Below are 25252 nucleotides of genomic sequence, written 5' to 3'. Positions count from 1 at the left end.
TCCTTCCAGACTGATCTGAAACAGATCAGCAAGTAAACATGCAAATACAGTAAATGACAAACTTTATTCAACAGACATAAACTGACGGTAGAGTGCCCGTACAGACTTTTCCATATCCTCCCGCTTCACTAATATCCAGATCGTGGTATAGGAATCACTGGATTGCAGTATCTGGACGCCTTCCCGGGTCAGTGCGTCCACGATGGCCGCCATCACCCCGGGTACGCCGGTCATGCCGGCGCCCACGGCGGCCACTTTGGCGCAACCGGGGTTTATCTCTGCTTTGAATTCGTTGTTTTCCAAAACCTGCGCCGCTTTGCGGAAGATAGCCTCCCGCACGGTAAAGACAGCCAGATCGGGACTGACATTGATAAAATCCACGCTGATCCCCGCCAGGGCCAGGCCCTTGAACAGACGGCGCTGTTGCGTGAGCCCGGCGGAACCGTTTTCCAGCGGCACTTTGAACTGGACCAGGTCGGGGATCTGAGTAATACCGGTAATGGTCCGGTCACGGGCGATGTCAATCGCCCCCTTGTAAACTTCCCCGGAACTGGTCACCAGTGTGCCCGGGGCGTCGCTGAAGGTGGACCGCACCCTTAAAGGGATGCCTTTTTGCATCACTATCTCCACCGCCCGCGGGTGCACCACCTTGGCTCCTTCATGAGCCAGCTGGCAGATTTCGTCGTAGGTAACCATATCCAGCGGCTTGGCTTCGTTGACGATACGCGGGTCGGCGGTCATGATCCCGTCCACGTCGGTGTAAATGTCCACGTACCCGGCGTTTAAGGCCACACCCAGCGCCGCCGCCGTGGTATCGCTACCTCCCCGACCGAGGGTGGTAATCTCCCCTTCCCCGGTAACGCCCTGAAATCCGGCTACCACCACCACCTTTCCTTCCCTTGCCTGCTTGATGATATTTTCCGGTTTCACCCGGATGATCCGGGCGTCGTTAAAACTTTCATCTGTAATAATGCCTGCCAGCGCGCCGGTGAGAAACACCGCCGGACAGCCGGCACTGTTCAGGGTGGCGGTCATCACCACCCCGGAAATGATTTCGCCGCAGGACATGAGCAGATCCTTTTCCCGGCCGTCGATCTCCCGGCCGGCCTGACGCGCCACGTCAAGCAGGGTGTCGGTGGCGTAGGGGTCGCCATGACGTCCCATCGCCGAGACCACCACCACCGGGGTATAGCCCTCCTCCCGCGCGGCCAGCACCTTGGCCGTTACCCGCCTGCGCATTTCCGGCGCGGTCAGCGAAGTACCGCCGAATTTCTGAATCAAAAATTTCATCGCCCACCACCCGGCAGGCAGCCGTATTGGACCACCAATCCGGCGATCTGGACGGCATTGGTGGCGGCACCTTTGCGCAGTTGGTCGGCCACCACCCACAGGTTCAAGCCGCAATCCACGGAGTTGTCCTCCCGGATGCGCCCGACAAAAACTTCGTCCCGGTCCGAGCAGTACAGGGGCATGGGGTACTTTTTGGCTGCCGGTTCATCCATCACCACCACGCCGGGAAAACGGGCCAACAGTTCCTTCACCCCGGCGGCGGTAAGCTTCTTTTCCGTTTCAATGTTTATCGATTCGGAATGACTGCGGTAAACGGGCACCCGCACAGTGGTGGCGGTAATGGCCATGTTTTCGTCGTGCAGGATCTTGCGTGTTTCCTTGACCATCTTCCACTCTTCCTTAGTATAATCCATCTCCTGGAATACATCAATGTGCGGAATAAGATTAAAGGCAATCTGGTATGGAAATACTTTCGGAGTATATTCACCACCGTTCAACACAGTCCGGGTCTGATCGGCCAGTTCGTCGATGGCCTCTTTGCCCGCCCCGGATACCGCCTGATAGGTGGAAACCACCACCCGTCTGATTCCGGCCGCATCCTTGACCGGCTTCAAGGGCACCACCATGATGATGGTGGAACAGTTGGGATTGGCTATAATTCCCCGGTGCCATTTCACGTCTTCCGGGTTGACTTCGGGCACCACCAGGGGAACCTGCGGATCCAGACGAAAATGGCTGCTGTTGTCGATGACCACACAACCCCGCGCCGCCACCCCCGGGCCGAATTCCTTGCTGGCCGCGCCGCCGGCGAAAAGGGCGAAGTCCATACCGGCAAAGGACTCCGGCCGGGTTTCCTCCACAGTGTGGGTTTCACCGCGAAATACCATTTGTTTTCCAGCCGAACGGCTGGTAGCCAAAAGCTTGAGGTTTTTCACCGGGAAACGGCGTTCGGCCAGCACTTTTAAAATTTCCTGCCCCACGGCGCCGGTAGCTCCCACTACTGCTACATTATATTCCGGCAAAGCTGCTTTCCCTCCCCAAATCAGTTCAATATGGTATGCATCTATTAGACCAACCGCTGCGCCGCCGGGAGATCGCCGGACGGCTGTGTTCACCCGCATGATTAGTTTTATCTGTCAAGCCCGTCCCGCAACCGGTCAAAAAAACCGGCCCGGGGGAGACGGGCGCCGATTGCTTTTTATTTTCCGGCCGTTCCGGTTCAAATGGCACCGGATGCGTGCCCGTTCGTTTCCGGACGGACGCCGCGAAAAAACCGCGCACATCATCCGTCCTTCCCGGCTTAAGCCGGGGATACGAGCACAGGTTGTATTTGTTTACCCTGCAGGGCATGAATGACAGTGTCAACGATCAGATCCATCTTTGCCTTCAATGAGTTTGGTTTTCCAGCCGGGTTATCCTGGCCGAAAGGAACCAGGTAAATATGTTTGGTGTTCAGCAAAAGGCCCAGGTTCTTGGCGTTCATACTCAGCCCGTCGTTGGTGGAGACGGCCAGCACCACCGGGCGCAAGTTGCGCAGGTGGGCTTTGACGGCCATGAGCACCGGGCCGTCGGTGATGCCGCAGGCCAGTTTGGCCAGGGTGTTGCCGGTACAGGGAGCTACCACCACCACATCCAGCAGTTTATCCGGCCCAATCGGTTCCGCTCCGACAATACTGTTCACCAGCGGCTGGGCCGTATACCGGGCGATAATTTCCTTCCAGCGGGCGGCGGGACCAAATTTGGTGTCGGTCAGATCCACCGCTTCACTCATGATGGGATAAATTACAGCACCTTCCCTGGCCAGCGAATCCAGTTGAGTCAGCACCTCCGCCAGAGTACAGTGTGAACCGGTAAGGGCGAAGCCCACCCGCACACCAGACAAGCGCATGACAAGCACCTCCATGGAAAACCGGGGCAGGGGATGACGGCATGCAGGCCGGATCAGTCGCTGTTCCGCCGGCGGGCTGGTGTTTACCGGGAATTGGGACGCCGGCCCGGTGACGAACAGCGCTGATCGCGCAATCAAACGGTTCACCGCCGGACGTAAAATCACCCGGATGCCGGTTCAGCAGCGTCTGTCACCGGTGAGCGCATCAACTGCTCCGCCAGCAAGCGTGCGATCACCCGGGCCAGGATCTCTCCCGCTGTTTTTGGCGCTACTTTACCCGGCAGGCCGGGAGCCAGGACGGCCTGCACACCCAACCGGCCGGCCGCCTGAAAATCAGTGCCACCCGGTGCGGAAGCCAGGTCGATGATCAACACCTCCCGGTCGGCCGCCGCCAGCACTGTTTCTTCCAACACCATAGCCGGCACGGTATTAAAAATGAGACCGGCATCCCGGACCAGGCCGGTCAGGGCGGCAAAGCCGGCCGATTCCATGCCACAGGCGAAGGCGCGGGCGCGCTGGACGGGATCCCTGGCCACCACCGTCACCCGGGCGCCCAGGGCTTGAAGCTTCTGCGCCAGGACAGCGCCAGTGCGGCCATAACCCAATACCAGCGCGCGGCAGCCGTGGATGGTAAAGGAAGTTTTCTCCATCGCCAACTGGATGGCCCCTTCGGCCGAAGGAATGGCGTTTAAAACAGCTACCTCATCCATCTTCATCAATTCAACCAAATGGAGATTCGCCCGGTTAACCATGTCTTTGAGCTGCGGGCGGGCAACCCCGGTAAACACCGGCCTGCCGGCCGGCATTACGGCCAGCAGGTCCCAGGTCAGGATCAGCGGGCGGCCGGGATAGGCCGAATACAGCTCCCCCCGCTCATTGATCCCGGGTACCGGCAGAACCGCTGCCCTGGCGCCGGAAAGCGCCCGGGCCGGGTCCGCACAGACCGTGATATTGGGCCCCTCAACCGGCAAGCCCACCACCTGCAGTTTAGCCTCCAGCGCCGCCAGCCGGCCGGCCAGCACCGCTTCCCTGGCATCGCCACCCAAAACGGCCACCGTCATTCCCTTTAGTAATGGCTGCATTGCCGGCAAATCCTCCCCGGAACTTCCGTTTTGATCCCCAATATATGAGGGAGAGTAACGGGTGGTGCTTGTCAGTGCATGATTACGGTTTTTTGTGCCCCGGATCGGGCAGGTTAATCAAAGAGCAGGTGTTCCAGGCCATAGACCACTCCTTCCAGATGCATCACTTTGCGAATAGCGATCAGTACCCCGGGCATAAATGACTCCCGGGAAATGGAGTCATGGCGGATGGTCAAGGTTTGGCCGAGGCCGCCGAAAATCACTTCCTGGTGGGCCACCAACCCGGGCAACCGCACGCTGTGCAGGTGAATATCGCCATCAAAGCGTCCGCCCCGGGCGCCGGGAATCTTTTCGATTTCCGCCGGACGGTCCGGGTGGAACTCGCCCCGGCTCCGGGCAACCAATTCCGCCGTTTTCAAGGCGGTACCTGAAGGTGCATCCACTTTCTGGTCGTGATGCAGTTCAATGATTTCCACATCGGGGAAATACCGGGCCGCCTCGGCGGCGAAACGCATCATCAAGATAGCCCCCAGGGCGAAATTGGGGGCAATCACGCAACCGGTTTTCAATTGACCGGCCAGTGCTTCTACTTCTTCCAGCGTTCCGGCGTCGATACCGGTGGTACCCACCACCGGCCGCGCTCCGTGCCGGAGAATGACTTTGATGTTGTCACCGGCAGCGGCGGGAACAGTGAAGTCCACCACCACGTCCGGCCTGGCGGCGGCCAGCATTTGCTCCAAATCGCGGTGCACAATTATACTGGTTTCGGCGGACTGAATCAGGTCGCCGACGTCCTGCCCCTCGCCTCTGATATCAAAGGCACCGGCCAACTCCATGTTTTCGGTCCGGCGGATTGTTTTCATCACTTCCCGGCCCATCCGTCCGGCCGCTCCTGAAACAGCGACACGTATCAACGGCTTGATGATTTCCTTTTTCCCGCCCGCGGACGCCGCACCGGAACATTCCACCGCCGGTGCAGCCACCGGACAAGAAACTGCCCTTGATCCGGCATCCGGACAACGGGAGCGGAAATCAGTTCCCCCCTTCCGAATGCTATAACCATAATTTTTATATATTCATATTGATCTGTCAAGTAAAAAACGGCCACTGGCTTAATTTAGCCGGCCAAGCCCGCTGCCGGGCCGCGTTACGGGCACCACCAGGCCGTTCACGCCGTTGATCCGGCATGGATAACGAAAGTGTGCCGAGGCGTAGCCGGAATTGCCGGTAAGCAGGTAATACTTGACACTTCCGGCGGTGTAGTTGAAATTAATCTTTACCTCCAAATTAAGTCGCCCCTATGTCCGGCAGCAGCCGGATCCAATTTTGACGGCGGCGGGGGCATGTCCATCCATACTGCCGGACGAAGGCCCGTTACCCCGCCGCCTGCCTTCCCGGACGGGATCACCTGTGCCGGACGGCTCTATTCACGGTGCCAGCGCTGCTGTTGAATATTTACGTTGATCTGTCCATGGTGGGGATATTCCGGAGCGTCAATGATTCCGGAAAAAACGAAGCAGTCCCGTCCCTGCACCGACTCCACCAAACCCGCCGCCACCTTGAAACTGCTGCGCTGACCGTGAACGTATTCCTCCGGATCAAAAGGCTCGTCCAGGGCCAGTTCGTCGGCGTAATCCCGGTAAAGCCGCCAAAGCATTGTTTCCAATTGCCGCTCCGGAGCGGTAACGGGCAGGCCGATTTCCCCGGCGGCCTCACTGCGGGTGATCATATAGTTGTGCGCGTAAAATTTTTCCGTCAGGCAATCCACAATATCCTGGGCAGCGTCCGGTTCCGGCGGCTGCCGGCGCAACTGCAGGAGTTTGTGCGCCAGTGAGCGGATGAGCAGGTAGTTGCGGTGTACATTGCCCAGGGCCAGGGGGTGGATGCGTTCCCCCAGTTGGTTGAAGATACCGGGCAGCAAGGTTTCACTGACGCCAGCTTTTTCCCTGGCCAAAGCAAGGTAGGAATAGACGTCCTCCACGTTCACCGGCACCCGGGCGCAGGCGTTGACTGGATCCTGGGGGTTGAAGGCGTTGACCACGCTGGGATCAATCGGTCCCAATTCACCCATTTTACCCATCACAACTTCATCGGCCCCCAGGCAGAGCAACGTACCGGCACTGTAGGCGCGGTAGGGAACCAGCACGGCGAAGTGCTCCGCATATTCCCGGATCAGGTGCACCAGGCGTACCGGAGTGAGTACATCACCGCCCCGTGTATATAAGAACAGGTCGATGCGCGGCTGCGGGCCGAGCAATTCCAGGTGACGGTGGAGCACCGGCGTGACATCAGGAGCGATGCGCGTGTTTACATTTTCCCGGTCCCCGGTGAGATAGCAGATTACGCCGCTGGCACGACGGCGGGAAATCTCCCGGATTATTTTCACTCTTTCTTCCCGGCCCATGATGTCCTCCTTCACGTCAAGCCGTCAGCCGCCGTTGGCGGGGAAAAACTCCCGCTGCCCCGAGGCATACGGCGAATCCCCCCTGGGCGGGCGGGACAAGTAATATTAGTATGACCGGCAAAAAGAAAGGTTATAGCTCGAAATTACACCACTGTCAACTGCATTCATCTCCGCGCCGCAGGACCGCTTTTCGTAAAAACTTAACCCCCGGGCCGGGGGTGCGCACAACGGTACATTCTCCGGCCTGTCCGGACGGGCAAACCGGCATTTTACGCCGGGATCGGCATGAAAACACTGCTCGTCCCGGGCTGGCCACTTTTTGCCGGCCGGAACAAACTGCCCTACCCGGCTGATCCGCACACTCACACCGGATAACGGTTAAAGTTCGGGTTGGCCTGATCGATGTCCACAATGATCACTTCCGCACCAACTTTGCGCACGGCCTCCCAGGGAATGACCATGTGCTGGCGGTCGAACCAGAAGCTGATCGGGTTGTTCCGGCGGGGGATGATAATGGTCTGGATTTTGCCTGAATCGGCATCGAAAGCCAGGTCGCTTTCACCGACCACCCCCATGCGCGCTCCATCGTAAATATTAACAATTTCTTTGCCGGCCAGTTCGGTCATCCTCATGAATATATCCCTCCGCCAAACAAAATGGTAAAAAAGCGGCATTGGCCGCCCCTGAGCCGTTTGTTCATCCATACCGCACTTCAAGCCCGGTGCAGTGCCTGCCAGAACCTAATGAGAAAAGGCTGCACGACGGCCAGGGCGATGGAAAAGGCGGCCAGCGGCTCCATCTGCATGCCGCCCAGGTGTATGCGGGCCGGAATCTGTATCTCAAGAAAACTGGTCAGCAAGACCAGGGAAAGATAAATCCCGCCCGCTGTACCGACCAGACCGGCCACAGCTTCGGAAAAGGGCGACGGCCGGCTGCTGCCGGCGAGATCAAGAGGCTTTTCCCGCACCATACTCAGTCTTACCCGCTCCTGCAGGGACAATAAGACAAACAACAAAATCATCAGCGCCAGGGCAAACGTCCCGGTAAACACTTTGTCCCACCCCCGTTAGCATTTATATGGGAGCGGGACAGGTTTTAGAACAGAACCCGGCCGGGACCGCCATCCAAATTGCTTTATACGTAAAAAAGTGCGGCTTAAAAGCAGCTTATCAAACAACAGATGCCGGCAAGGGTTTTATTCCAACTTGCCGGACATTGTTTCCTTTCCCATCCATTTGCAACACCGCGGACCGCACGCACCACCGCCCGCAGTTGTCAAGCTTCCGTTTTCAACCCGGCCCGGCCGGCGGCGGTGTTCAGGGCGTGGCAGTCGTCCCAGGGTCCGACGCTGGCCATGGCGAACAATTCTGGACGCAGCATGTCACGGGCCAGTGCTTTGATTTCCTCCGCGGTCACCTTTTCCACCCGGGCCACAATTTCTTCCGGGGTTTGAATCTTGCCCAGATAGAGCTGGGACTTGCCCAACCTGCTCATGCGCGTGCTTACACTTTCCAGGGACAGCCACAGGTTGCCGGTGAGTTGATCCTTGGCCCGGCGCAGTTCCTGACTGGTGACGCCGTTTTGCTGAATGTCGCGAATCTCCTTGAAAATCAATTCCGTCACCGGACCGACGTTTTCTTTGCTCAAGCCGGCGTAAATGCCGAACAGGCCGGCGTCATGATAGGAACTGTGATAGGAGTAGACGGAATAAACCAGGCCCCGCTGCTCGCGGATCTCCTGAAACAAACGGGAACTCAAGCCCCCGCCCAGGATGGTGTTGACCAGCTGGAAGACATAAATGCGTTCGTCGTCCAGGGGCAGCCCGGGAGCGCCCAGGCACAGGTGCACCTGTTCGGTGTCCTTGGTGCGGCAGGTGACCTCCGGGCGCGGCTGCGGTTTAACCATTGTACGTGCGGCAGCCCTGCCGTCCAGGCCGGCAAAGGATTTTTGCAGCATTTCCACCACCCGGCCGTGCTCTATGTGTCCGGCCACAGCCACCACCATGTTTTCCGGTACATAGTGATTTTGAAAGTATTGTAAAATTGCTTCCCGGGACAGGCCACCGACGACCTCTGCGGTACCGATGATCGGCCGGCCCAGGGCGTGGCCGTGCCAGATGGTGGTGGCAAAAACGTCGTGCACCAGTTCGTCGGGGGTATCTTCATACATTTTAATTTCTTCCATGATCACGTTGCGTTCCCGGTCGATTTCATGGGCGGCGAAACGGGAGTGGAACAGCATGTCAAACAATACATCCACTGCCAGGTCGAAGTGTTTATCCTGCACCCGGGCATAGTAGCAGGTGTATTCCTTGGTGGTGAAGGCGTTCAGCTGGCCGCCCACGGCGTCCAGTTCCTCGGCGATGTCCCGGGCGGTGCGCTTTTCCGTGCCCTTGAACATCATATGCTCGATAAAATGGGAAATTCCCGCCACCGGCGGGTCTTCATCCCGGGAACCCACGTTCACCCAGATGCCGATGACCACCGAGCGCACGTAGGGAATATCCTCGGTAAGCACTTTGACCCCGTTATCCAGGGTGACTGTTTGATACAAATGGACCACTCCTTTGGAATCTCTCCATGGTAAATGCCCTCAAAGGGGGACTGCCTCATCTCGAATTATGTCGAACGTTGATATGAAGCCTATTTTAGAAAGGTGACCCGGACGGAACTCCATCCCCCGCATGCGTGTCTGTGTATCAGCAAGGTGGGATTTCATCCCCGGGTTAGATCGGAAAAGGAATTTCCCCCCGTCTGATTGTTCCTGCTTTCGCCACCGGTAAGGGAAAACCCTTTTTCAGTGAAAATTTTATCAGGCATGTGGAATATAACCCCAAAGGGGGACTGTCCCCTCTCGAATTTAGTACCGCGAAATCCGGATCAAAACGTGGATCAGGGCCAACTAGAGCAGGGTTGTTTTGCTTATTGCGCCGGTGCTCCCGTGTTAAGACTTTCCCCTGCCATTTTTTAGCATTCACTCTTTTCCCGGCCGGCGGTAAGACGCCCCCACCACAACTGGTAAGCAGGCAGCCGCTCCACTGTTTGTCCGGTGAGCAGGCGGGCGCCGGCCACCGGTTGACCGTCCACCAGCACGGTAAGCTCACCGGCGGGCATACCGTCCGCCACCGGCGCGGTCAATGCCGGGAGCGTCCGCACCCGGGTGGTCAGGACCTGCGGCCGGTCCGCCGGCACAGTGACAGTGAGTTCCCGGTCGCAAACCAGCGGCACCTCCGGCATCACTCCTTCAGACACCGGCACTTGGGCCAGGATCCCGCCGGCCCGGCAGGCCTTTACATTTTTGAAACGGGCAAAGCCGTAATCCAGCAGGTCCATCGTATCGGCATAGCGGTCGTCGCTGTGCAGCACCACTGTGATCAGGCGCCGCCCTTCCCTGGTGGCCGAGGCCACCAGGCATTTGCCGGCGGCGTTGGTGGTGCCGGTTTTCACTCCGTCGGCGCCCTGGTAGCTCCAAAGCAAATGGTTGGTATTATTGAAGTAGTAGCGGCCGCCCAGGTCTTTGGTCCGGGTGGAAACAATCCGGTTGAATGCCGGGTTCTGAAATGCGTAGCGGGTCAGCAGGGCCAGGTCATAGGCACTGGACAGATGCCCCTGTGCCGGCAGTCCGTTGGGATTACAGAAATGCGTGTTTAACGCGCCCAGTTCCCGCGCCTTCTGGTTCATCAGCAGCACAAAATTGCCCTCGCTGCCGGCGATGTGCTCGGCAATGGCCACACAGGCGTCGTTACCCGACCGGAGCAGGGCGCCGTACAACAGCTGCTCCAGAGTGAGCTTTTCCCCGGCAAACAGGTGCATGCTGCTTTCCCCAACTGACGCCGCATGCGGTCCGACGGTGACCACCCGGTCCAGTTTCCCCCCTTCCAGCGCCAAAAGGGCGGTCATGATCTTGGTGGTGCTGGCCGGCGGCCGGGGCTGGCGGGCGTTTTTGGCCCAGAGCACCTGGCCGGTGGCGGCATCCATCAGCACAGCCGCAGCGGCGGTGACGGACGGCGCGGCGGCAATGGACCGGGCATTTTTGCCGTCTGCACCGGTGCTGATTGACGGAGCCGTATTAACGGGCGGGGTGCCGGCCGGCATTTCCCCCAGGTTGAGCAACGCCGGGTAAACCGGCTCCGGCTTGTGCGGCTGTTTTTGTCCCGCGGCGGCAATGGCCGGCAGGTACAGGCACAGCATCAGGATTGACGCGAAGGACAGCAGGCCGGGAACCAAAGCAAGCAATCTCAACCGGATCAAAAAACGGCGCAAAGCGAACCACCCCTTGAAACTTATCAAACTTGCGCGGCGTACCGCCTGGCGGGTGATACGCCGGGATGGTTCTAAATTGCCCGGTTTAAATAAATATGATACCGTAACTGTTTATAGAACCCGTTATGGAAAACCTGTGCCCTTGTGCCGGACACTGACAGCCATTGACTATAAATAATATTACGGAAGTTTGCTGCTCCGGTATGACATTCCCGGCCTGCCGGACATGGATAAAGAAGTTCATCAGGAGCGAAAAAACCGGCCGGCGCCGGTTTTTTTCTACCTGTCTTGTTTTTCCCCCTCCATGTGCTTGAGCATGGTGGATATGGTGACCAGATGGTAACCCTGCTTTTTCAGCTCCTTGATCAGGCCGGGCAGCGCCTCCACCGTGGGCGCGGTGGGATGCATCAGGATGATCGCCCCGTTGTGCACTTTGCCCAGCACCCGCTGGCTGATTACTTCCGGCGACGGTTTCTGCCAGTCGATGGTGTCCACACTCCACAGGATGGTGCGGCAGCCGGCGTCCCGGGAGGCCTCCAGCACAGCCGGGCCGTGTTCGCCGTAAGGCGGGGCGTAAAGCTGCGGACGCGAACCATTGATTTTGGCCAGGATTTCCTCCGCCCGGCGGATATCATTCAGATTACCGGCCACGGAAAGCTGATCCGGGTGGGGGTGGGAATAGCCGTGATTGCCGATTTCATTGCCCTGCCCGGCGATTTCCTGTACCATCCTGGGAAACTGTTCCGCCCACTGGCCGCCGATAAAGAAAGTGGCCGGCGCATTTTCTTCTTTCAGAATGGCCAGCATGCGCGGCAGGTACTCTTCCCCCCAGAAGACGTTCACGGTGAGGGCCACTTCTTTTTGTTCGGCGCTGCCCTGGTAGACCGGCTGCATGGCGGACGCCGGCACAGTGCGGCGCAGGGTGTGGTCGAACCAGTATCCCCAGGCCAGCAGCATCAGTCCCAGGCCGGTTAAAACAACCCCGCGCCACACGCGCTGACGGTTTAAAACGTATACATGCATGGAAAGTGCCACCTCTTCCGGCAATGTTTCTAAAGTATTCCTATGCCGGATGAAAGTGGAACATGTCTACTTTACCTGCTTTTTTCCCATTCGGTTTCTGTAATACCGGCCTGCTTTAAAATCTCTTTCAGCAGTGAAACATTTATATCCCCTACATTAATCCATTCCTCTAATACTTCGCGCAGTTCCTCCCGGCACTTCTCCAGAGTTGCTTCATTGGCCCACACACCCGGGCAGGAAGGAATTTCCGCCCAAAAGGTCCCGTCGCCAAGTATTTTATACTTTGCTTCATGCATGGCCGCACCGGTAAAAGCCGTCAGCAAAGGCATAACAACCACCTCTGAACATATTATAACCGATAGTCATGCCCCGTTCCATTTTTTTAACCGGGCGGCAGGCCGTATTTTTTACGCAGGTGCTCCGCCACCGCCCGCAGGGAGGCGAAGGCGTTTTCCACCGTGGCGTGGCCGTCGGCGTTAATCAGGCAGCAGCGTGCCGGGGCCAGCCAGGCCTGGCTGACGATCAGTTCTTTGCTTATCCCTTTGGCCGCCAGGCGGTCCCACACCTCTTCCAGCCGGGCGGCCAGTGAGGCCACGCTTTCCGCGCTGAATTCCTCGGTCAGGGTGGGCACGATGCCCCAGCAGATGATGTGCCCGTCGTCCAGGAATTGTTTCACCTCGCCGGCATAGCGGGAAAAAATTTCGCCGTTGCCGAAGACATCCAGGGAAAGAATGTCCAGGTCCAGGCCGCTGAGCAAAAAAGACCAGTCCGGATTGCCGCACAGGTGCACGCCCCGCGGTCCTTCCAGCCCCTCCAAAAATCGCAGGAAGTCCTTTTTAGCCCGGTCGCTGGTATAGCCGGCGAAAGAGCCGAAGATAATCTCCAGGCCCGGTTCGTCCACCCAGACGAAAGCGTTGGGATGCACGGCCCTGAGCTGACGGTACTGCACATTCACTTTGCGGGCGATGAAGTCGAACAGGAACTCCCGCACGTCGTCGTTGTAGATGATCGGTCTCAAGTCTTCAGTGGTAATCTTCATGCCGAAGCTGATCGGGCCGATGGTCTGCCCCCGGATGGCGTAATATGCGGACAGGTCCCGGGACAGAAAAGCGTCCAATGCCACCGAGTAAGCCGGGGAAAGTTTGAACAGTTCGTCGTTTTCACTCTTTACGGCGTAATCCATCAGTTCCTCGTAAAAGGCCGGCTGGGAAAGCTGCACCCGCAGCTGGTCCTCGTACACCCGCATGCCGGGGAAATGCTCGCTGATCTGCACGTACATGTCCTCGTAGAAGCTCAAGCGGGGCAGTTGCGGCCAGAAGGGTATGTCCACGGACAGGGCCACATCCATTGCCTGCTCCAAATTGTCGTGGGGCAGTATGCCCATGGCCGTAATCAGACAGTTGCCGGTAAATTTTTTCATGACAGGCCTCCCTTCAATCACTGTTACACCATATTACTGGTGCGTTCATAACGGTAGCCGCTCCAGTCCATCCAGGCGGCCACCCGCGCCTCCGGGTTGAGGGTCACGCCGGCCAGCGCTTCTTCCCGGAAGACCGGATAGCCGGTGCGGTCGACGATGTAGCCCACATGCTCCTTGGGCAGGCTGCGGTCGATATGCCGGTCGATGTAGGCGTACATGTTCTTGATCACCTGCAGCACCACGGTTTCGTCCGCCCACTCCAGGAAGGGGCGGGCCAGGCGGGGGTTTTTCTTGCCCGTGCGGCCCATGATCACCAGGCGGTAGGATTGTTTGCCCCGCGTCCAGGCGGCCGCCGGACACTTGAGCACGCACTCGCCGCAGCCGGTGCAGCGCAGGGGATCCCGGCGCACTTTGTAGTTGACAAAGCTCAAGGCGCCGGTGGACACCTGGCGGCAGTTTTTCACGCAGGCCTGGCAGCCGATGCAGCGCTGTTGGTTGTAAACGGGCTCAACCATGCCCATGACGCCGATGTCGTGCAGGTGACCCTTGATGCAGTCGTTGGGACAGCCGGAAATGGCAATTTTGACATGAAAGTCGTTGGGGTAAATTAAAGCTTCCACTTTACCGGCCAGCTTCGTGGTATCGAAGTTGGCGAAGGGACAGACCCGGTTGCCGATGCAGGCTGCAACATTTCTGGTGCCGGCCGCCGGGTAGCCCGCGGTTTCGTCCGTTACGGGCACGCCCAGTTCCATTTCCAGACCCTGGATGACCGGAGCAAGCATCTGGTTGATTTCGTCGATCTTATTCATCTGGATGCCCGGTATTTCAAAGCCCTGGCGGGTGGTCAGGTGCACTGTGCCGTTGCCGTATTTTTCGGCGATCTCTTTGAGCAGATCGAGGTACTTTACTTCCAGGTGCCCGCCGGGCACGCGGATGCGCAGGCAGGTGACGCCGCGCTCTTTGGTCACCCGCCAGGCATTTTTGATTATTTTTTTCGTATTGACGTCCATTTGCGCTCCCCCCTTCGTCAATCCACCAACTGGCCGGCCCGGGTGTAGTTGAAGACCGGGCCGTCCAGGCAGACGTAGGTGTCGCCGATCTTGCAGTGGCCGCATTTGCCCAGGCCGCAGCACATTTTGCGCTCAAAGGAAACCCAGATGTTTTCCGGCGGCACCCCCAGACCCAGGATTTCCCGGATGGTGAACTTCATCATCAGGGGCGGGCCGACCACAATCACCTGCGTCCCGGCCGGATTGGACAGAACCAGCTTTTGCACATACCCGGTGATCAGGCCCACATTGCCGGTCCAGTTTTCGTCCCCTTTGTCCACAGTAACAGTAACCGAAAACTTTTGCGCCCATTTTTCCAGTTCGGCGGCAAACAGAACGTCCGCCGGCGATTTGAAGCCCGCCAGCAGGTTCAGGCTTTTCACTTCTTCCGGGTTGTGGTAATAGCGGTTGAGCACGCTCTTCACCGGGGCCAGGCCGGTGCCGCCGGCGGCGACCACCAGGTGCCGGCCGCGGAACTGCTCCAGGGGGAAGCCGTGGCCGTAAGGACCGCGGATGAACAGTTCTTCCCCTGGTTTCAGCTCGTGGACTACGTTGGTCAGTTTGCCCACCCGGCGGATGGTCATTTCGATGAAGCCGTCGCCAAAGTCACTGACCGAGATGGGCGCCTCGCCCACCCGGGGAATGGATAACTCCACAAACTGGCCGCTCTGTACGTGCAGGCCGGCGGCCAGGCGGAAGGTGTAGTCAATGGCAGTCTGCTTCTGGATATCCAGGATTTTCGCTTTGACGGGCAGATAGGGGTTATTCATCGTCACTCACCTCCGCCAGCCGGTTGATGATCCGGGAAAAGGAAATATATTCCGGGCAGACATCGTCACAGCGGCCGCAGCCCACGCACATGTGATCGCCGAAGCGCTTTTTAAAGTCGTAAACTTTGTGCAGTGCCTTGAAGCGCATGCGTTCGCCGTATTTGTTCCGGAAGCTGTGGCCGCCGGCCAGATCGGTAAAGCCGTCGATCATGCAACCGGCCCATACCCGGCGCCGCTCGCCACAGCGGGGGTTGTCTTCATAAAAGATGTCCTGCATGGTAAAACAGGTGCAGGTGGGACAGCAGACGTTGCAGCGGCCGCAGGCGATGCAACGGCTGTCGTATTCGCTCCACAGCGGATGGCCGTAAACGGCCGGAGCGATTTTTTCCGGCGTCTTTACGCTGATTTTATTTTGTTCAATAAAGGCCGGGGTGAAGGGCGCTTCCCGGCCATAAGCGGCCAGGGCCGGGGTGAATTCCGGCCGGGCGTCGCAGAGCACCCGGTCCGCTTCCAAACGCAAAAACACCGCATATTCACCGGTGCGGTTGGTGCCCATGGAGACGCAAAAGCAGCTGTCAAAACCTTCAGTGCACTCCATGACGAAAAATTTGACCTTTTCCCGGCGCTCCCGGTAATAGGGGTCGGCCTGATCGCCGTTGTGCAGGTAGATCTGGTCCAGCCGCTTGACCGCGTGCACGTCGCAGGGACGCAGGAAAATAATCACCGGCCGCTGCTGCTGTTGCGGTTCGCGGTAGGCTTCCTCGGTAAAATAAAACAGTGTCTGGCTGATTGGCAGGAGTATTTCTTTAGGTGAATAAAATGTTTTCCGGTCGAAAACGATTTCGGCCAGCGACTGCACCGGCGCGTAAGCAATTAGATCGGTGCCGGAAAAGGCACCCTTGCCGGCCAGGCGCTTGGGGGCGTAAATGTCGTAGTCCCGCGCCAGGCCGGCCAAAAAGGCATCGAATTGTTCCGTGGTCAGCGCAAAGCCCATGGGCTGCATACCTCCATTCGTGAAAAGGTCGATTGGCGCACGGTCCGCACGGGCCGGCTGCCGGTAAAAGCACCACCGGATTGCGATTTCCGGCATGCGAAACAGATTCTGCGTCAGAACCCGAATTACGGCGTAACCGTAAGGCGCCTTCCCCGTCAATTGCGGACTGCATTCACCTGCTGCACCGGTTTGAACTATCAACCAGCCTTGCCATTCCCACCCGGTCCAGCAGGGCGCCAAAGCGCTCGCCGGGGTGGCCTGCAGTAAGAAAGAGATCCACCGCCGCGCCCAAAAGGCCGGCCAATTCCTCTTCCGTGGCCATAGGCAGCACCTCCCGCGCCAGGGCCGGATGACGGCCCAGCCGTCCGCCGGCCAGCACACGGTAACCCGTACGCACAGCCGTAAGCGCCCCGGCCGGACAGGCGCGCGCGCACTGGCCGCAGTTCAGGCATTTCTCCCGGTCGATGTGCACCTGGTCCCGCCCGGCGGCATGCTCCCCGGGCAGGCCGCAGTTTAAACTTTTCTCCCGGCCGGTTGACGGCCCCACGTGATCCGGGGCAATGGCACCGCCGGGTGCGGCATCCTTTCTGGCCTCGCTCCCGGGGCAGGCATCACCCGCCGCGGCACCGCCGGGGCAGTCTTCCGCCACCGCGGAAACACCGGGGGAGGCATCTGCCGCCACAGCACCGTCAGGGCGGGGCTCTACTAAAACCACGGCACGTTCCGGGCAGGCCTCCGCGCAACTGCCGCAAAGAATGCAGCCGTCAACCGCTTCCGGCACGGTCTGTCCCTGCACGGCAAAGTCTTTGATCTGGGGCTGGCTGCAGGAGTTGGGGCAGCCGGCCACGGCCAGGTGCAGCAGTTGATGGTGCAGCGGCCGGTTTGTATGGATGCGCTTTTTCAGGCGGGCGTTGAAGTCATGCTCAAGCATCACCCGCCGCATGAGCTCTTCCGCCCGGGCGGTATCGATGACGGCATTGGGGCAGGTGGGACATCTGGTGATGGTGAACAGGTCGCCGCCTTCCGCAAAAGGCGGACGGCCCGGGTTCATATCGTACCGCATATGCTCACCCCGCTACAGGCCGCCATTACAGGAAAAACAAAAATAGCGGCCCAAAGATTTATAGAAACTTCACTCATTGGATATTATACACCCATTTGCATTCTCTCTACAGTGATCAGGGTCACATGAAAAAAGAGCCTGCCGGACCGGCATTTTGATACAATGAGGCACGGCCGCGCTTTTTCACGCTCAGGTTCCGGCCGTGCACGCCGTTTTACCGAAACTGCGCAGGATGGTCAGGGCAGCAACGGACAGGATGATGAAGATGAGAAAGCCCAGGGCGTAGCCGCTGCCGCCGTAATGCTGCACGAACAGGCCCAAAAGCGGCGGGATGACGAAGCCGCCGAAAGCGCCCAGGCCGCCGACCCAGCCGGTGGCCCCGCCCACGGCTTCCGGCACCGCCTGGGGTACCAGCTTGAATACGGCCGCATTGGCCACGCCCATACCGAAAGCCATAACGATCTCCCCAATCAGGGAAAGCAGGTAGGCGTGGGAAAAAGTCATCACCAGCGCCCCGATCAGCATTACGGTCAGTGCCAGCACACCCGTACGCGCACCGCCAATTTTGTCGGATACACCCCCGCCCCAAACCCGGATCAGGGAAGTGAGCATGGAGTAAACCGCCGTGAGCAGGCCGGCCGTGATCACTGGTGCTTTAAAGAAAGAGCTCCAGTAAATGGGAAACCAGGCCGGCCCGGGCGTACTGCTGCTTCAGAGCCAGCAGCGCATCCCCCCGCTGCCTCTCATCGCCATAACGGGAACAAGTCAGATAAAGACCGGCCTGCCGGCCAAAATCGAAAGTCTCTACATAGGCTTGACTGAAGGCCGGCCGGTCAGTCCGTGTCACGATGTCCATAAAACGGGCCAAAGCGCCAGCCGCCGGCCCGTCCGGCAGCACTGTCATCTCCCGGTGGAGATCCGCCAGCTCCTTCCACCAGTGTTCATCGGGATATTGGAACAAAAGGGAAGCCAGCCGGAAAATTCGCCGTGCCGTTTCTTTCTTCATTCGCCATTCCCCTTCCCGGGCCAAAGGACGTCCGCTGTGTCAATACGGACCGGGGAACAGTTCCCCGGCCGGACCTTTACCGGATAAAAGACCGGCCAACCACAGATCACTTTTTAACGGATTGCAAGGCCGGTCCCTACCTGTTTACCAGAACCGGGTGGCCGGCCGCCCGCCACAACCTTTCCCGGACCCCAAAGCATGTCACCCGCCCCTTCACCGTCCGGCGGCGGGACCGGCGCGGAAATCCAGACCGCAACTCCCCTGCTTCACCGCCAGGCCGGCCGCCAATTCCCGGTGGGCGGGGGGAACGGCGAAGCGGTCGCTGTATTTGGCTACGGCCAGCAGGTGATACATATCCCGGGCGGTTTCTTCGTCCAGGCCGTTGTCCGCCAGTACCCGCCGGTCCGGTTCTTTGCCCAGGTTCAGAGCACGCATATAGATACGCAAGGCAATCAGTTTTTTCAGTACCGCACGCACCGGGGCGCCGTCCCCGGCCGCCAGCAGGTTGGCCAGGTAATGCACCGGCAACCGCATTTCGTCCACAGCCGGGAAAAGGGTGTTTTGCCCGCCCCCACAAGCCGCGGCCAGCGGGCTCAAAGGCGGTATATACCAGACCATGGGCAGGGTGCGGTATTCCGGGTGCAGGGGCAGGGCCACCCCCCACTCCACCGCCAGTTTATAGACGGGGGAGCGCCGGGCCGCTTCCAGCCAGTCCGCGGGAATGCCGTCCGCTTCAGCCTGCCGGATAATATTTGGCCCGGCGGGATCCAGGAAAATGTCACGCTGCCGCCGGCAAATTTCCTTTTCTTCCGGGGCGGCAGCCGCTTCCGCCACTGCGTCCGCGTCGTAGAGCACCAGCCCCAGGTAGCGCACCCGGCCGGCGCAGGTTTCGGCGCAGGTGGCGGGCAGGCCCGACTCCAGCCGGGGAAAACAGAAAATGCATTTTTCCGCTTTATTGGTCTGCCAGTTATAATAGATTTTTTTATAGGGACAGGCCGAGACGCAAAATCGCCAGCCCCGGCAGGCCTGCTGGTCCACCAGCACAATGCCGTCCTCGTCTCTTTTGTAGATGGCGCCGGAGGGGCAGGCCGCCACGCAGGCCGGGTTGAGACAGTGCGCGCAGGTGCGGGGCAGGTAGGCCATGAAGATGCGCTGGAAGTCCCGGCACACCGCTTCTTCCACTCCGCGCAGATTGGCGTCTTGAAGCCCGGTGATGTGCGTCCCGGCCAGATCATCTTCCCAGTTCGGCCCCCAGGTCAGGTCCATGTATTTTCCGGCGAGCAGTGATTCCGGCCGGGCCACCGGCTGGCGCCGCCCGGCGGGTTGGCCGGTCAGCCGCTCGTAGTTATAGGTCCAGGGTTCGTAGTAATCATCCAGCAACGGCTGGTCCGGGTTATGAAAAATGTGCAGCAGCCGGTTGACCCGGTTGCCGGCGCGCAGTGCCGGTTTGCCGTTTTTGAGCAGCCAGCCGCCCCGGTATTTATCCTGGTTCTCCCACTGTTTGGGGTAGCCGGTACCCGGCCTGGTTTCCACGTTGTTCCACCACATATACTCCGCCCCCGGGCGGTTGGTCCAGGTGTTTTTGCAGGTGACACTGCAAGTGTGACAGCCCAGGCATTTATCCAGGTTAATCACCATGGCGGTCTGTGCTTTAATCCTCAAGCCAGTCAACCCCCTCCAGTTTGCGCACAATTACGTTCAGGTCACGCTGGTTGCCGGTGGGACCGTAGTAGTTGAAGCCGTAGCTGAGCTGGGCGTAGCCGCCGATCATGTGGGTGGGCTTTACATGGATACGGGTGGGACTGTTGTGGGTGCCCCCCCGCTCACCGGTGATCGCCGTGCCGGGCACGTTGATGGTGCGGTCCTGGGCGTGGTACATGTAAGCCATCCCCCGGGGCAGCCGGGGAGTGACCACGGCCCGGGCCACCACCACCCCATGGCGGTTGAAACATTCGATCCAGTCATTGTCGCCAATGCCCGCCCCGTCCGCGTCGTCTTTATTCAACCAGATGACCGGCCCGCCCCGGAAAAGGGTGAGCATGGGCAGGGCGTCGAAGTACATGCTGTGGATGGACCATTTATTATGGGGCGTCAGGTAGTTCAAAACCAGTTCCCTGCCTTTGGCCTGCGGCCGGCCGCCCGGCTGATTGAAGGGCCGGTGGGCCAGCACCGGTTTATAGGTGGCTAGCGCTTCACCGAATTCCAACAACAGCTCGTGATCCAGGTAGAAATGCTGGCGCCCGGTAAGCGTGCGCCAGGGGATGCGCCGCTCCACATTGGTGGTGAAGGGGGAGTAACGCCGCCCCCCTTTTTCCGATCCGCTGAAGGCGGGGGAAGTGATCACCGTCTCCGGTTTGCTGGTGATGCCGTCAAAGGTAAAGTGGTCTTCGGCCCTTTCCGCCGCCAGATCCTTGAGCTCCAGGCCGGTTTTTTCCTCCAGGGACTGCCAGGCACGTACTGCCACCCGGCCGTTGGTGGTGGAGGACAAGGTTAGGATGGCCTGGGCCGCCCGGCGGTCCGTGCTGATATCCGGACAGCCCCGGGCCACCCCGGGCGTACGGACCGTACCGAGCATTTGCTTTAACGCCTGGTATTCTTCCGCCGCCGGCCAGGCAATGCCCTTGACCCCGAGCGGTTTTTCCCCGGCCAGCGGCCCCAGGGCGGTCATTTTAGCATCAACCAGGGAATAATCCCGCTCCACCACATGGATGTGGGGCATGGTCCGCCCCGGCACCGGTTCCCCGTCGCCGCGGCGCCAGTCCCGGATGCGGCCGCCGGGCTGGGCCAGTTCGTCCGGCGAGTCGTGCATCAGGGGCGTGGTCACCACTTCCCGGCAGGGCCCGTCGAAATGGCGCTTCGCCAGGCCGCTGAAAACCCGGGCCAACTCTTTGAAGATGTCCCAGTCGGAACGGGATGCCCACTGGGGCGGCACGGCCGGGTTGAAGGGGTGGACGAAGGGGTGCATGTCCGTGCTGCTCAGATCGCTCTTTTCGTACCAGGTGGCGGCGGGCAGCACGATGTCGGAATACAGGGCCGTACCGGACATGCGGAACTCCAGGTCCACCAGCAAATCCAGCTTGCCTTCCGGCGCCTGTTCATGCCATTTTATTTCCTCCGGGCGCAGGCCTGCCCGGTCGTCTTCCAACAGCCCGTTGGACGTGCCCAGCAGGTGTTTTAAAAAGTATTCGTGCCCCTTGCCGGAGCTGGAAATCAAATTGGCCCGCCAGACGAACAGCACCCGGGGGAAATTGCGCGGGTCGTCCGGATCCTCCAGGGCGAAGCGCAATGTACCCTTTTTCAGTTCGCCGGCAACATAGGAGGCGACTTCCGCCGGCGCTTTGGCCCCGTGTGCAACCGCCTGCCGGTACAGCTCCAGGGGGTTCGAGTCGAACTGGGGATAGGCGGGCAACCAGCCCAGGCGGGCCGCCAGTACGTTGTAATCGGCGCAGTGCCGGTAGCGCGGCGCCGGCACCGGGGGCGGGGCCGGCTTTTCCACCGGCCCGTCCTCATAGCGCCATTGACCGGTGGCGAAATAAAAGAAGCTGGTGCCGTTCATCAGCCGGGGCGGCAGTGACCAGTCGCGGGCAAACGCCACTGTCTGCCAGCCCTCCACCGGGCGCAGTTTTTCCTGGCCCACGTAATGCGCCCAGCCGCCGCCGTTGACTCCCTGGCAGCCGGTCAGCAGAAGCAGGTTGATGATAGCCCGGTAGATGGTGTCGGCGTGGTACCAGTGGTTGATCCCCGCCCCCATCACGATCATGGAGCGTCCTTTGGTTTCGGCGGCGTTTTGTGCGAACTCCCGGGCGACTTTGATCACTTCACGGCGGTCCACCCCGGTAATTGCCTCCTGCCAGGCCGGGGTAAACGGCGCGGGATCGTCGTAACTGCCGGGAGAGCCGTTCCCCAACCCTCGGTCGATGCCGTAGCTGGCCAGGACGAGATCGTAGACTGTGGTCACGTAGACAGCTTCCCCATCGACTTCCAGGCGTTTGGCCAGCACGGCCCGCTCCAGCATCCGGCAGCCGCCCGGTTCAAAATAAGGCAGCTTTACCGTGACCACTGCGTCTTCCACGCCCAAAAGGCCCAGCCCGGGCTCAATGGGCCGGCCGTCTTCGTCCTGCAGGTGCAGGTTCCATTTGCCCCGCCCGCCCCAGCGAAAGCCCAGGCTGCCCCGGGGTACGCACGGTTTCCCGGCGCTTGCGTCGAAGACCACCGTTTTCCATGCCGCATTATTGGTTTTGATGCCCAGATCGGCGGCGTTGAGGAAACGGCCGGCCGTCAGTGCTCCGTCTTTATCTTCCAGAATAATCAAAAAAGGCAGGTCGGTGTAATTTTTGGCGTAATGGATGAAGTATTCGTCCGGTTTGTCCACATAAAATTCTTTTAATATCACGTGTCCCATGGCCAGGGCCAGGGCGGCGTCGGTGCCCGGCCGGGGGGCCAGCCAGTGGTCGGCGAATTTGACGTATTCGGCGTAGTCGGGGCTGACGGCCGTCACCCCGGTGCCCCGGTAGCGGGCTTCGGTCATGAAGTGGGCGTCCGGGGTGCGGGTCATGGGCAGGTTGGATCCCCAAACCAGCAGGTAGCCGGCGTTGAACCAGTCGCTGCTTTCCGGTACGTCGGTCTGATCACCCCAGATTTGAGGCGAAGCGGGAGGCAGGTCGCAGTACCAGTCGTAGAAGCTGAGCAGCGGGGCGCCGATCAGCGAAAGAAAGCGGGAGCCGGCGGCGTAGCTGACCATGGACATGGCCGGTATGGGGGAAAAGCCGAAGACGCGGTCCGGGCCGTATTTCTTGATTGTGTAAATGAGCGCCGCCGCAGTCAGCGTCAGCACATCGTCCCAGGAAGCGCGCTCGAACCCGCCCTTCCCCCGGGCGGATTTGTAGCGCTTTGCCCGCTCCGGATCCTCCACAATGGCAGCCCAGGCGGCCACCGGATCGCCGGCAACCGCCAGTTCCTCCCGCCACATCTGCATGAGTACACCCCGCACATAGGGATATTTCACCCGCAGGGGACTGTAGAGATACCAGGAAAAGCCCGCCCCCCGGGGGCAGCCCCGGGGTTCGAATTCAGGCATGCCGGGACCGGTGGAGGGGTAGTCGGTGCACTGGTTTTCCCAGGTGACCAGGCCGTCTTTGACAAATATATTCCAGCTGCACGAACCGGTGCAGTTGACGCCATGGGTGGAGCGGACCACTTTGTCGTGCTGCCAGCGGGCGCGGTAGGCCTCCTCCCATTCCCGGCCGCCGGGCGACGCTTCGCTCCAGCCGCCGGCGTACCGCTCCCGGGGCCGGAAAAAACGCAGTTTGTTAAGCAAGGGCGACTTTTTTTCCGCCATATTCATCCCCCAGCGATAACTTTTTCCAGTTGAACGCCATGCCGCTTTTTCGGCACCATCAGAAAACGAAAACAATTCGCATACGATTCATTACGAACCCGCTATTTTCAGAGCGTCCGCTGCAGAAGGACCGCCCGCGGTATGGTTTTCCGGCAGTTATTTCAAAAAGTGCAGTATATCCTTGCGGGCCACGATGCCCACCAGTCTATTTTCGTGGTCCACCACCGGAATTCTCCCATAGCCGTGCTTGAGTATGAGGTTGACAGCGGCTTGAATTGGATCGTCCGGATGTACGGTGGCCACCCGGTGGACCATGATTTCGCCGGCCAGACGACCGGTCCGGTGAGCCCGCTTGCGGGAAAAGAGATCCTTGATGGAGCCGCTCACCGGTACGGTGGAAAACTGGAACATCAGGTCGGACTCGGTGACGATGCCGGCCAGTTTCTCCCCTTCCGTCACCACGGGCAGGCAGTGGATGTCGTGTTCGAGCAACAGTCTGGCCGCCTCTTCCACCGGCGTATCGGGTTTGCAGGTGATTACCGGGCTCTTCATAATCTGGCCCGCCCGCTCCCTGCCTTCAAAGGTCCGGCTGCGCTTTTCCGCCTCGTCAAGAGTGAGATTGATAATCTTCATCAGATCTTCGGTTGTAATATCCACCACTTCCCCCAGCTCTCCCAGGGCGGCTTCCAGGTCCTCCGGCAGTATGTGCGGTTGAGTGGTCATAGTTTTCAGCTCCTTTGGAAATTTGGGCGCCGCGGTCCGGGCCCGGCCGGCTGTATCCACCGGCGTTTTTTCTGTCCCGCCTCCCCGGCAAACGGGACTGCGCCCGGCGGGGGCGATTCACGTACAATGGACTGACGGCATCCCACCGCCGGCTTTGCCGTCGATCCGCAGTAGAGCGGCGCAGCGTCCATAAAAACTGCTCCGGCGCTTACCCCGCTCCCCGTTGGCGCAGGCGCCGGCCTCGCCGTGTCCCTTGCCCGCAGAATGTCATTTTCCGCAGCGCGGCATGCCGCCACCGGCCCGCTTTACAACCAGTAGCGCGGATAACGGCGGTGAGGTGAAAGATTGTTTACGAGCAGTCCGACGGCTACCAGGATAACGGCGCCCAGGGCCACCGGCGCGAGTATGTACTGCGGGGAAGCTTTAATCAGGACCGCCCCCAAAGCCGTGGCGCCGCCCGGCGGGTGCGCTGTTTTGGTGACCAGCATCAGGGCGATGGCCAGCGCCGTGGCCATCGCCGCGGACCACCAGGTGAGGCCGCACAGCGCGTAGACGACCACTCCGGTGGCGGCCGAGACAACGTGCCCGCCGATCACATTACGGGGCTGGGCCAGAGGCACTTCGGGCACGCCGTAAATCAGCACGGCGGAAGCGCCGAATGAAGGCACAAGCATGGGCATTTTATAAACCAGCGTCAGCATGGCCACCACACTTATGCCGGCAAAAGCGCCCAACCAGGAAACAAACAGGTCCAAAGCGGGCGGTGCGGCCAGAGGAGCAACCCGTTTTTCCCCTTTCATTTTCAAAAAATAAGCGGCGACACCGGACCGCGCGTCTTCATTGCCTCCGGCGTCCAAAGCGGTTTCCGTTGACAACCGGCTCCACTCCCCTTTCCGTCTTTTGGGGCTAATTTATCATATAACTGCACTGGTTGCTGTGA

General features: G+C 59.8%; 24 protein-coding genes. All 24 read right to left on the bottom strand.

The window, feature by feature from the left end:
• Positions 1 to 63: 63 nt before the first annotated feature.
• The gene (gene dapG / locus A6M21_RS04305; protein ID WP_066666631.1) at positions 64 to 1290 is read right to left on the bottom strand and encodes an aspartate kinase; all 1227 of its coding nucleotides are present in this window, start codon (positions 1288 to 1290) and stop codon (positions 64 to 66) included.
• Entirely contained in the window at positions 1287 to 2312 is a 1026-nt protein-coding gene (locus A6M21_RS04300; protein WP_066666630.1) for an aspartate-semialdehyde dehydrogenase, read from the bottom strand. Before A6M21_RS04300 ends, dapG begins: the two co-directional genes overlap by 4 nt.
• Before the next feature lie 278 nt (positions 2313 to 2590).
• Entirely contained in the window at positions 2591 to 3178 is a 588-nt protein-coding gene (locus tag A6M21_RS04295; RefSeq protein WP_066666674.1) for a dipicolinate synthase subunit B, read from the bottom strand.
• A gap of 161 nt (positions 3179 to 3339) precedes the next feature.
• The gene (gene dpsA, locus A6M21_RS04290) at positions 3340 to 4260 is read right to left on the bottom strand and encodes a dipicolinate synthase subunit DpsA (RefSeq protein WP_066666629.1); all 921 of its coding nucleotides are present in this window, start codon (positions 4258 to 4260) and stop codon (positions 3340 to 3342) included.
• 113 nt (positions 4261 to 4373) lie between these two features.
• Positions 4374 to 5174, bottom strand: a complete 801-nt coding sequence (dapB, locus tag A6M21_RS04285; protein ID WP_066666673.1) for a 4-hydroxy-tetrahydrodipicolinate reductase — start codon at positions 5172 to 5174, stop codon at positions 4374 to 4376.
• A gap of 198 nt (positions 5175 to 5372) precedes the next feature.
• Entirely contained in the window at positions 5373 to 5546 is a 174-nt protein-coding gene (locus A6M21_RS18630) for a hypothetical protein (RefSeq protein WP_161486000.1), read from the bottom strand.
• Positions 5547 to 5683: 137 nt separating this feature from the next.
• Positions 5684 to 6664 carry an SDH family Clp fold serine proteinase gene (locus A6M21_RS04280; RefSeq protein WP_066666628.1) on the bottom strand — a complete coding sequence of 327 codons (981 nt, stop codon included), beginning with the start codon at positions 6662 to 6664 and terminating at the stop codon, positions 5684 to 5686.
• Between the two features lie 362 nt (positions 6665 to 7026).
• On the bottom strand, positions 7027 to 7296 hold the full coding sequence (locus A6M21_RS04270) for a YlmC/YmxH family sporulation protein (protein WP_066666672.1): 270 nt from the start codon (positions 7294 to 7296) through the stop codon (positions 7027 to 7029).
• Positions 7297 to 7376: 80 nt separating this feature from the next.
• Complete coding sequence (locus tag A6M21_RS04265) at positions 7377 to 7715, bottom strand: hypothetical protein (RefSeq protein WP_242868757.1); 339 nt, start codon at positions 7713 to 7715, stop codon at positions 7377 to 7379.
• Positions 7716 to 7939: 224 nt separating this feature from the next.
• Positions 7940 to 9217: a M16 family metallopeptidase gene (locus A6M21_RS04260; protein WP_066666626.1), complete on the bottom strand. Its 1278-nt coding sequence runs from the start codon at positions 9215 to 9217 to the stop codon at positions 7940 to 7942.
• A 413-nt stretch (positions 9218 to 9630) separates the two neighbouring features.
• Positions 9631 to 10926 (bottom strand): D-alanyl-D-alanine carboxypeptidase family protein, encoded by a 1296-nt coding sequence (locus A6M21_RS04255; protein ID WP_066666625.1) that lies wholly within the window; start codon positions 10924 to 10926, stop codon positions 9631 to 9633.
• A 279-nt stretch (positions 10927 to 11205) separates the two neighbouring features.
• Complete coding sequence (locus tag A6M21_RS04250) at positions 11206 to 11949, bottom strand: polysaccharide deacetylase family protein (RefSeq protein WP_066666624.1); 744 nt, start codon at positions 11947 to 11949, stop codon at positions 11206 to 11208.
• A gap of 71 nt (positions 11950 to 12020) precedes the next feature.
• Positions 12021 to 12278, bottom strand: a complete 258-nt coding sequence (locus A6M21_RS04245; protein WP_242868756.1) for a type II toxin-antitoxin system HicA family toxin — start codon at positions 12276 to 12278, stop codon at positions 12021 to 12023.
• A 53-nt stretch (positions 12279 to 12331) separates the two neighbouring features.
• A complete protein-coding gene (locus A6M21_RS04240) occupies positions 12332 to 13369 on the bottom strand; it encodes a uroporphyrinogen decarboxylase/cobalamine-independent methonine synthase family protein (RefSeq protein ID WP_066666623.1) in 1038 nt (345 codons plus the stop codon).
• Between the two features lie 23 nt (positions 13370 to 13392).
• Positions 13393 to 14379 (bottom strand): sulfite reductase subunit C, encoded by a 987-nt coding sequence (gene asrC, locus A6M21_RS04235; protein WP_066666622.1) that lies wholly within the window; start codon positions 14377 to 14379, stop codon positions 13393 to 13395.
• A gap of 17 nt (positions 14380 to 14396) precedes the next feature.
• Positions 14397 to 15188, bottom strand: a complete 792-nt coding sequence (asrB, locus tag A6M21_RS04230) for an anaerobic sulfite reductase subunit AsrB (protein ID WP_066666621.1) — start codon at positions 15186 to 15188, stop codon at positions 14397 to 14399.
• Positions 15181 to 16182 carry an anaerobic sulfite reductase subunit AsrA gene (gene asrA / locus A6M21_RS04225; RefSeq protein WP_066666669.1) on the bottom strand — a complete coding sequence of 334 codons (1002 nt, stop codon included), beginning with the start codon at positions 16180 to 16182 and terminating at the stop codon, positions 15181 to 15183. Before asrA ends, asrB begins: the two co-directional genes overlap by 8 nt.
• 172 nt (positions 16183 to 16354) lie before the next feature.
• Entirely contained in the window at positions 16355 to 17245 is an 891-nt protein-coding gene (locus A6M21_RS04220) for a 4Fe-4S dicluster domain-containing protein (RefSeq protein WP_066666620.1), read from the bottom strand.
• A gap of 189 nt (positions 17246 to 17434) precedes the next feature.
• The gene (locus A6M21_RS04215; RefSeq protein WP_161485999.1) at positions 17435 to 17893 is read right to left on the bottom strand and encodes an MFS transporter; all 459 of its coding nucleotides are present in this window, start codon (positions 17891 to 17893) and stop codon (positions 17435 to 17437) included.
• A 7-nt stretch (positions 17894 to 17900) separates the two neighbouring features.
• Positions 17901 to 18251 (bottom strand): nitrate reductase molybdenum cofactor assembly chaperone, encoded by a 351-nt coding sequence (narJ, locus tag A6M21_RS04210; protein WP_066666618.1) that lies wholly within the window; start codon positions 18249 to 18251, stop codon positions 17901 to 17903.
• A gap of 213 nt (positions 18252 to 18464) precedes the next feature.
• On the bottom strand, positions 18465 to 19913 hold the full coding sequence (gene narH, locus A6M21_RS04205; protein WP_066666617.1) for a nitrate reductase subunit beta: 1449 nt from the start codon (positions 19911 to 19913) through the stop codon (positions 18465 to 18467).
• The gene (locus tag A6M21_RS04200; protein WP_066666616.1) at positions 19903 to 23589 is read right to left on the bottom strand and encodes a nitrate reductase subunit alpha; all 3687 of its coding nucleotides are present in this window, start codon (positions 23587 to 23589) and stop codon (positions 19903 to 19905) included. Before A6M21_RS04200 ends, narH begins: the two co-directional genes overlap by 11 nt.
• A 156-nt stretch (positions 23590 to 23745) precedes the next feature.
• Entirely contained in the window at positions 23746 to 24312 is a 567-nt protein-coding gene (locus tag A6M21_RS17765) for a CBS domain-containing protein (protein ID WP_151191792.1), read from the bottom strand.
• 305 nt (positions 24313 to 24617) lie between these two features.
• Positions 24618 to 25187, bottom strand: a complete 570-nt coding sequence (locus A6M21_RS04190; RefSeq protein WP_066666615.1) for an HPP family protein — start codon at positions 25185 to 25187, stop codon at positions 24618 to 24620.
• Between the last annotated feature and the right edge of the window lie 65 nt (positions 25188 to 25252).

Source organism: Desulfotomaculum copahuensis, assembly GCF_001655685.1.
Taxonomy (GTDB): domain Bacteria; phylum Bacillota; class Desulfotomaculia; order Desulfotomaculales; family Desulfovirgulaceae; genus Desulfotomaculum_G; species Desulfotomaculum_G copahuensis.
This window is presented reverse-complemented; position numbering and strand designations above follow the sequence as displayed.

Bases quoted from the DNA above. Each gene is read 5' to 3' on its own strand.
- narJ (WP_066666618.1), bottom strand. From the start codon at position 18,251: ATGAAGAAAGAAACGGCACGGCGAATTTTCCGGCTGGCTTCCCTTTTG.
- A6M21_RS04220 (WP_066666620.1), bottom strand. From the start codon at position 17,245: ATGCGGTACGATATGAACCCGGGCCGTCCGCCTTTTGCGGAAGGCGGC.
- A6M21_RS04240 (WP_066666623.1), bottom strand. From the start codon at position 13,369: ATGAAAAAATTTACCGGCAACTGTCTGATTACGGCCATGGGCATACTG.
- A6M21_RS04295 (WP_066666674.1), bottom strand. From the start codon at position 3,178: ATGCGCTTGTCTGGTGTGCGGGTGGGCTTCGCCCTTACCGGTTCACAC.
- asrB (WP_066666621.1), bottom strand. From the start codon at position 15,188: ATGAATAACCCCTATCTGCCCGTCAAAGCGAAAATCCTGGATATCCAG.
- asrC (WP_066666622.1), bottom strand. From the start codon at position 14,379: ATGGACGTCAATACGAAAAAAATAATCAAAAATGCCTGGCGGGTGACC.
- A6M21_RS04270 (WP_066666672.1), bottom strand. From the start codon at position 7,296: ATGAGGATGACCGAACTGGCCGGCAAAGAAATTGTTAATATTTACGAT.
- A6M21_RS17765 (WP_151191792.1), bottom strand. From the start codon at position 24,312: ATGACCACTCAACCGCACATACTGCCGGAGGACCTGGAAGCCGCCCTG.
- dapG (WP_066666631.1), bottom strand. From the start codon at position 1,290: ATGAAATTTTTGATTCAGAAATTCGGCGGTACTTCGCTGACCGCGCCG.
- A6M21_RS04200 (WP_066666616.1), bottom strand. From the start codon at position 23,589: ATGGCGGAAAAAAAGTCGCCCTTGCTTAACAAACTGCGTTTTTTCCGG.
- asrA (WP_066666669.1), bottom strand. From the start codon at position 16,182: ATGGGCTTTGCGCTGACCACGGAACAATTCGATGCCTTTTTGGCCGGC.
- A6M21_RS04245 (WP_242868756.1), bottom strand. From the start codon at position 12,278: ATGCCTTTGCTGACGGCTTTTACCGGTGCGGCCATGCATGAAGCAAAG.
- A6M21_RS04250 (WP_066666624.1), bottom strand. From the start codon at position 11,949: ATGCATGTATACGTTTTAAACCGTCAGCGCGTGTGGCGCGGGGTTGTT.
- dpsA (WP_066666629.1), bottom strand. From the start codon at position 4,260: ATGCAGCCATTACTAAAGGGAATGACGGTGGCCGTTTTGGGTGGCGAT.
- A6M21_RS04280 (WP_066666628.1), bottom strand. From the start codon at position 6,664: ATGGGCCGGGAAGAAAGAGTGAAAATAATCCGGGAGATTTCCCGCCGT.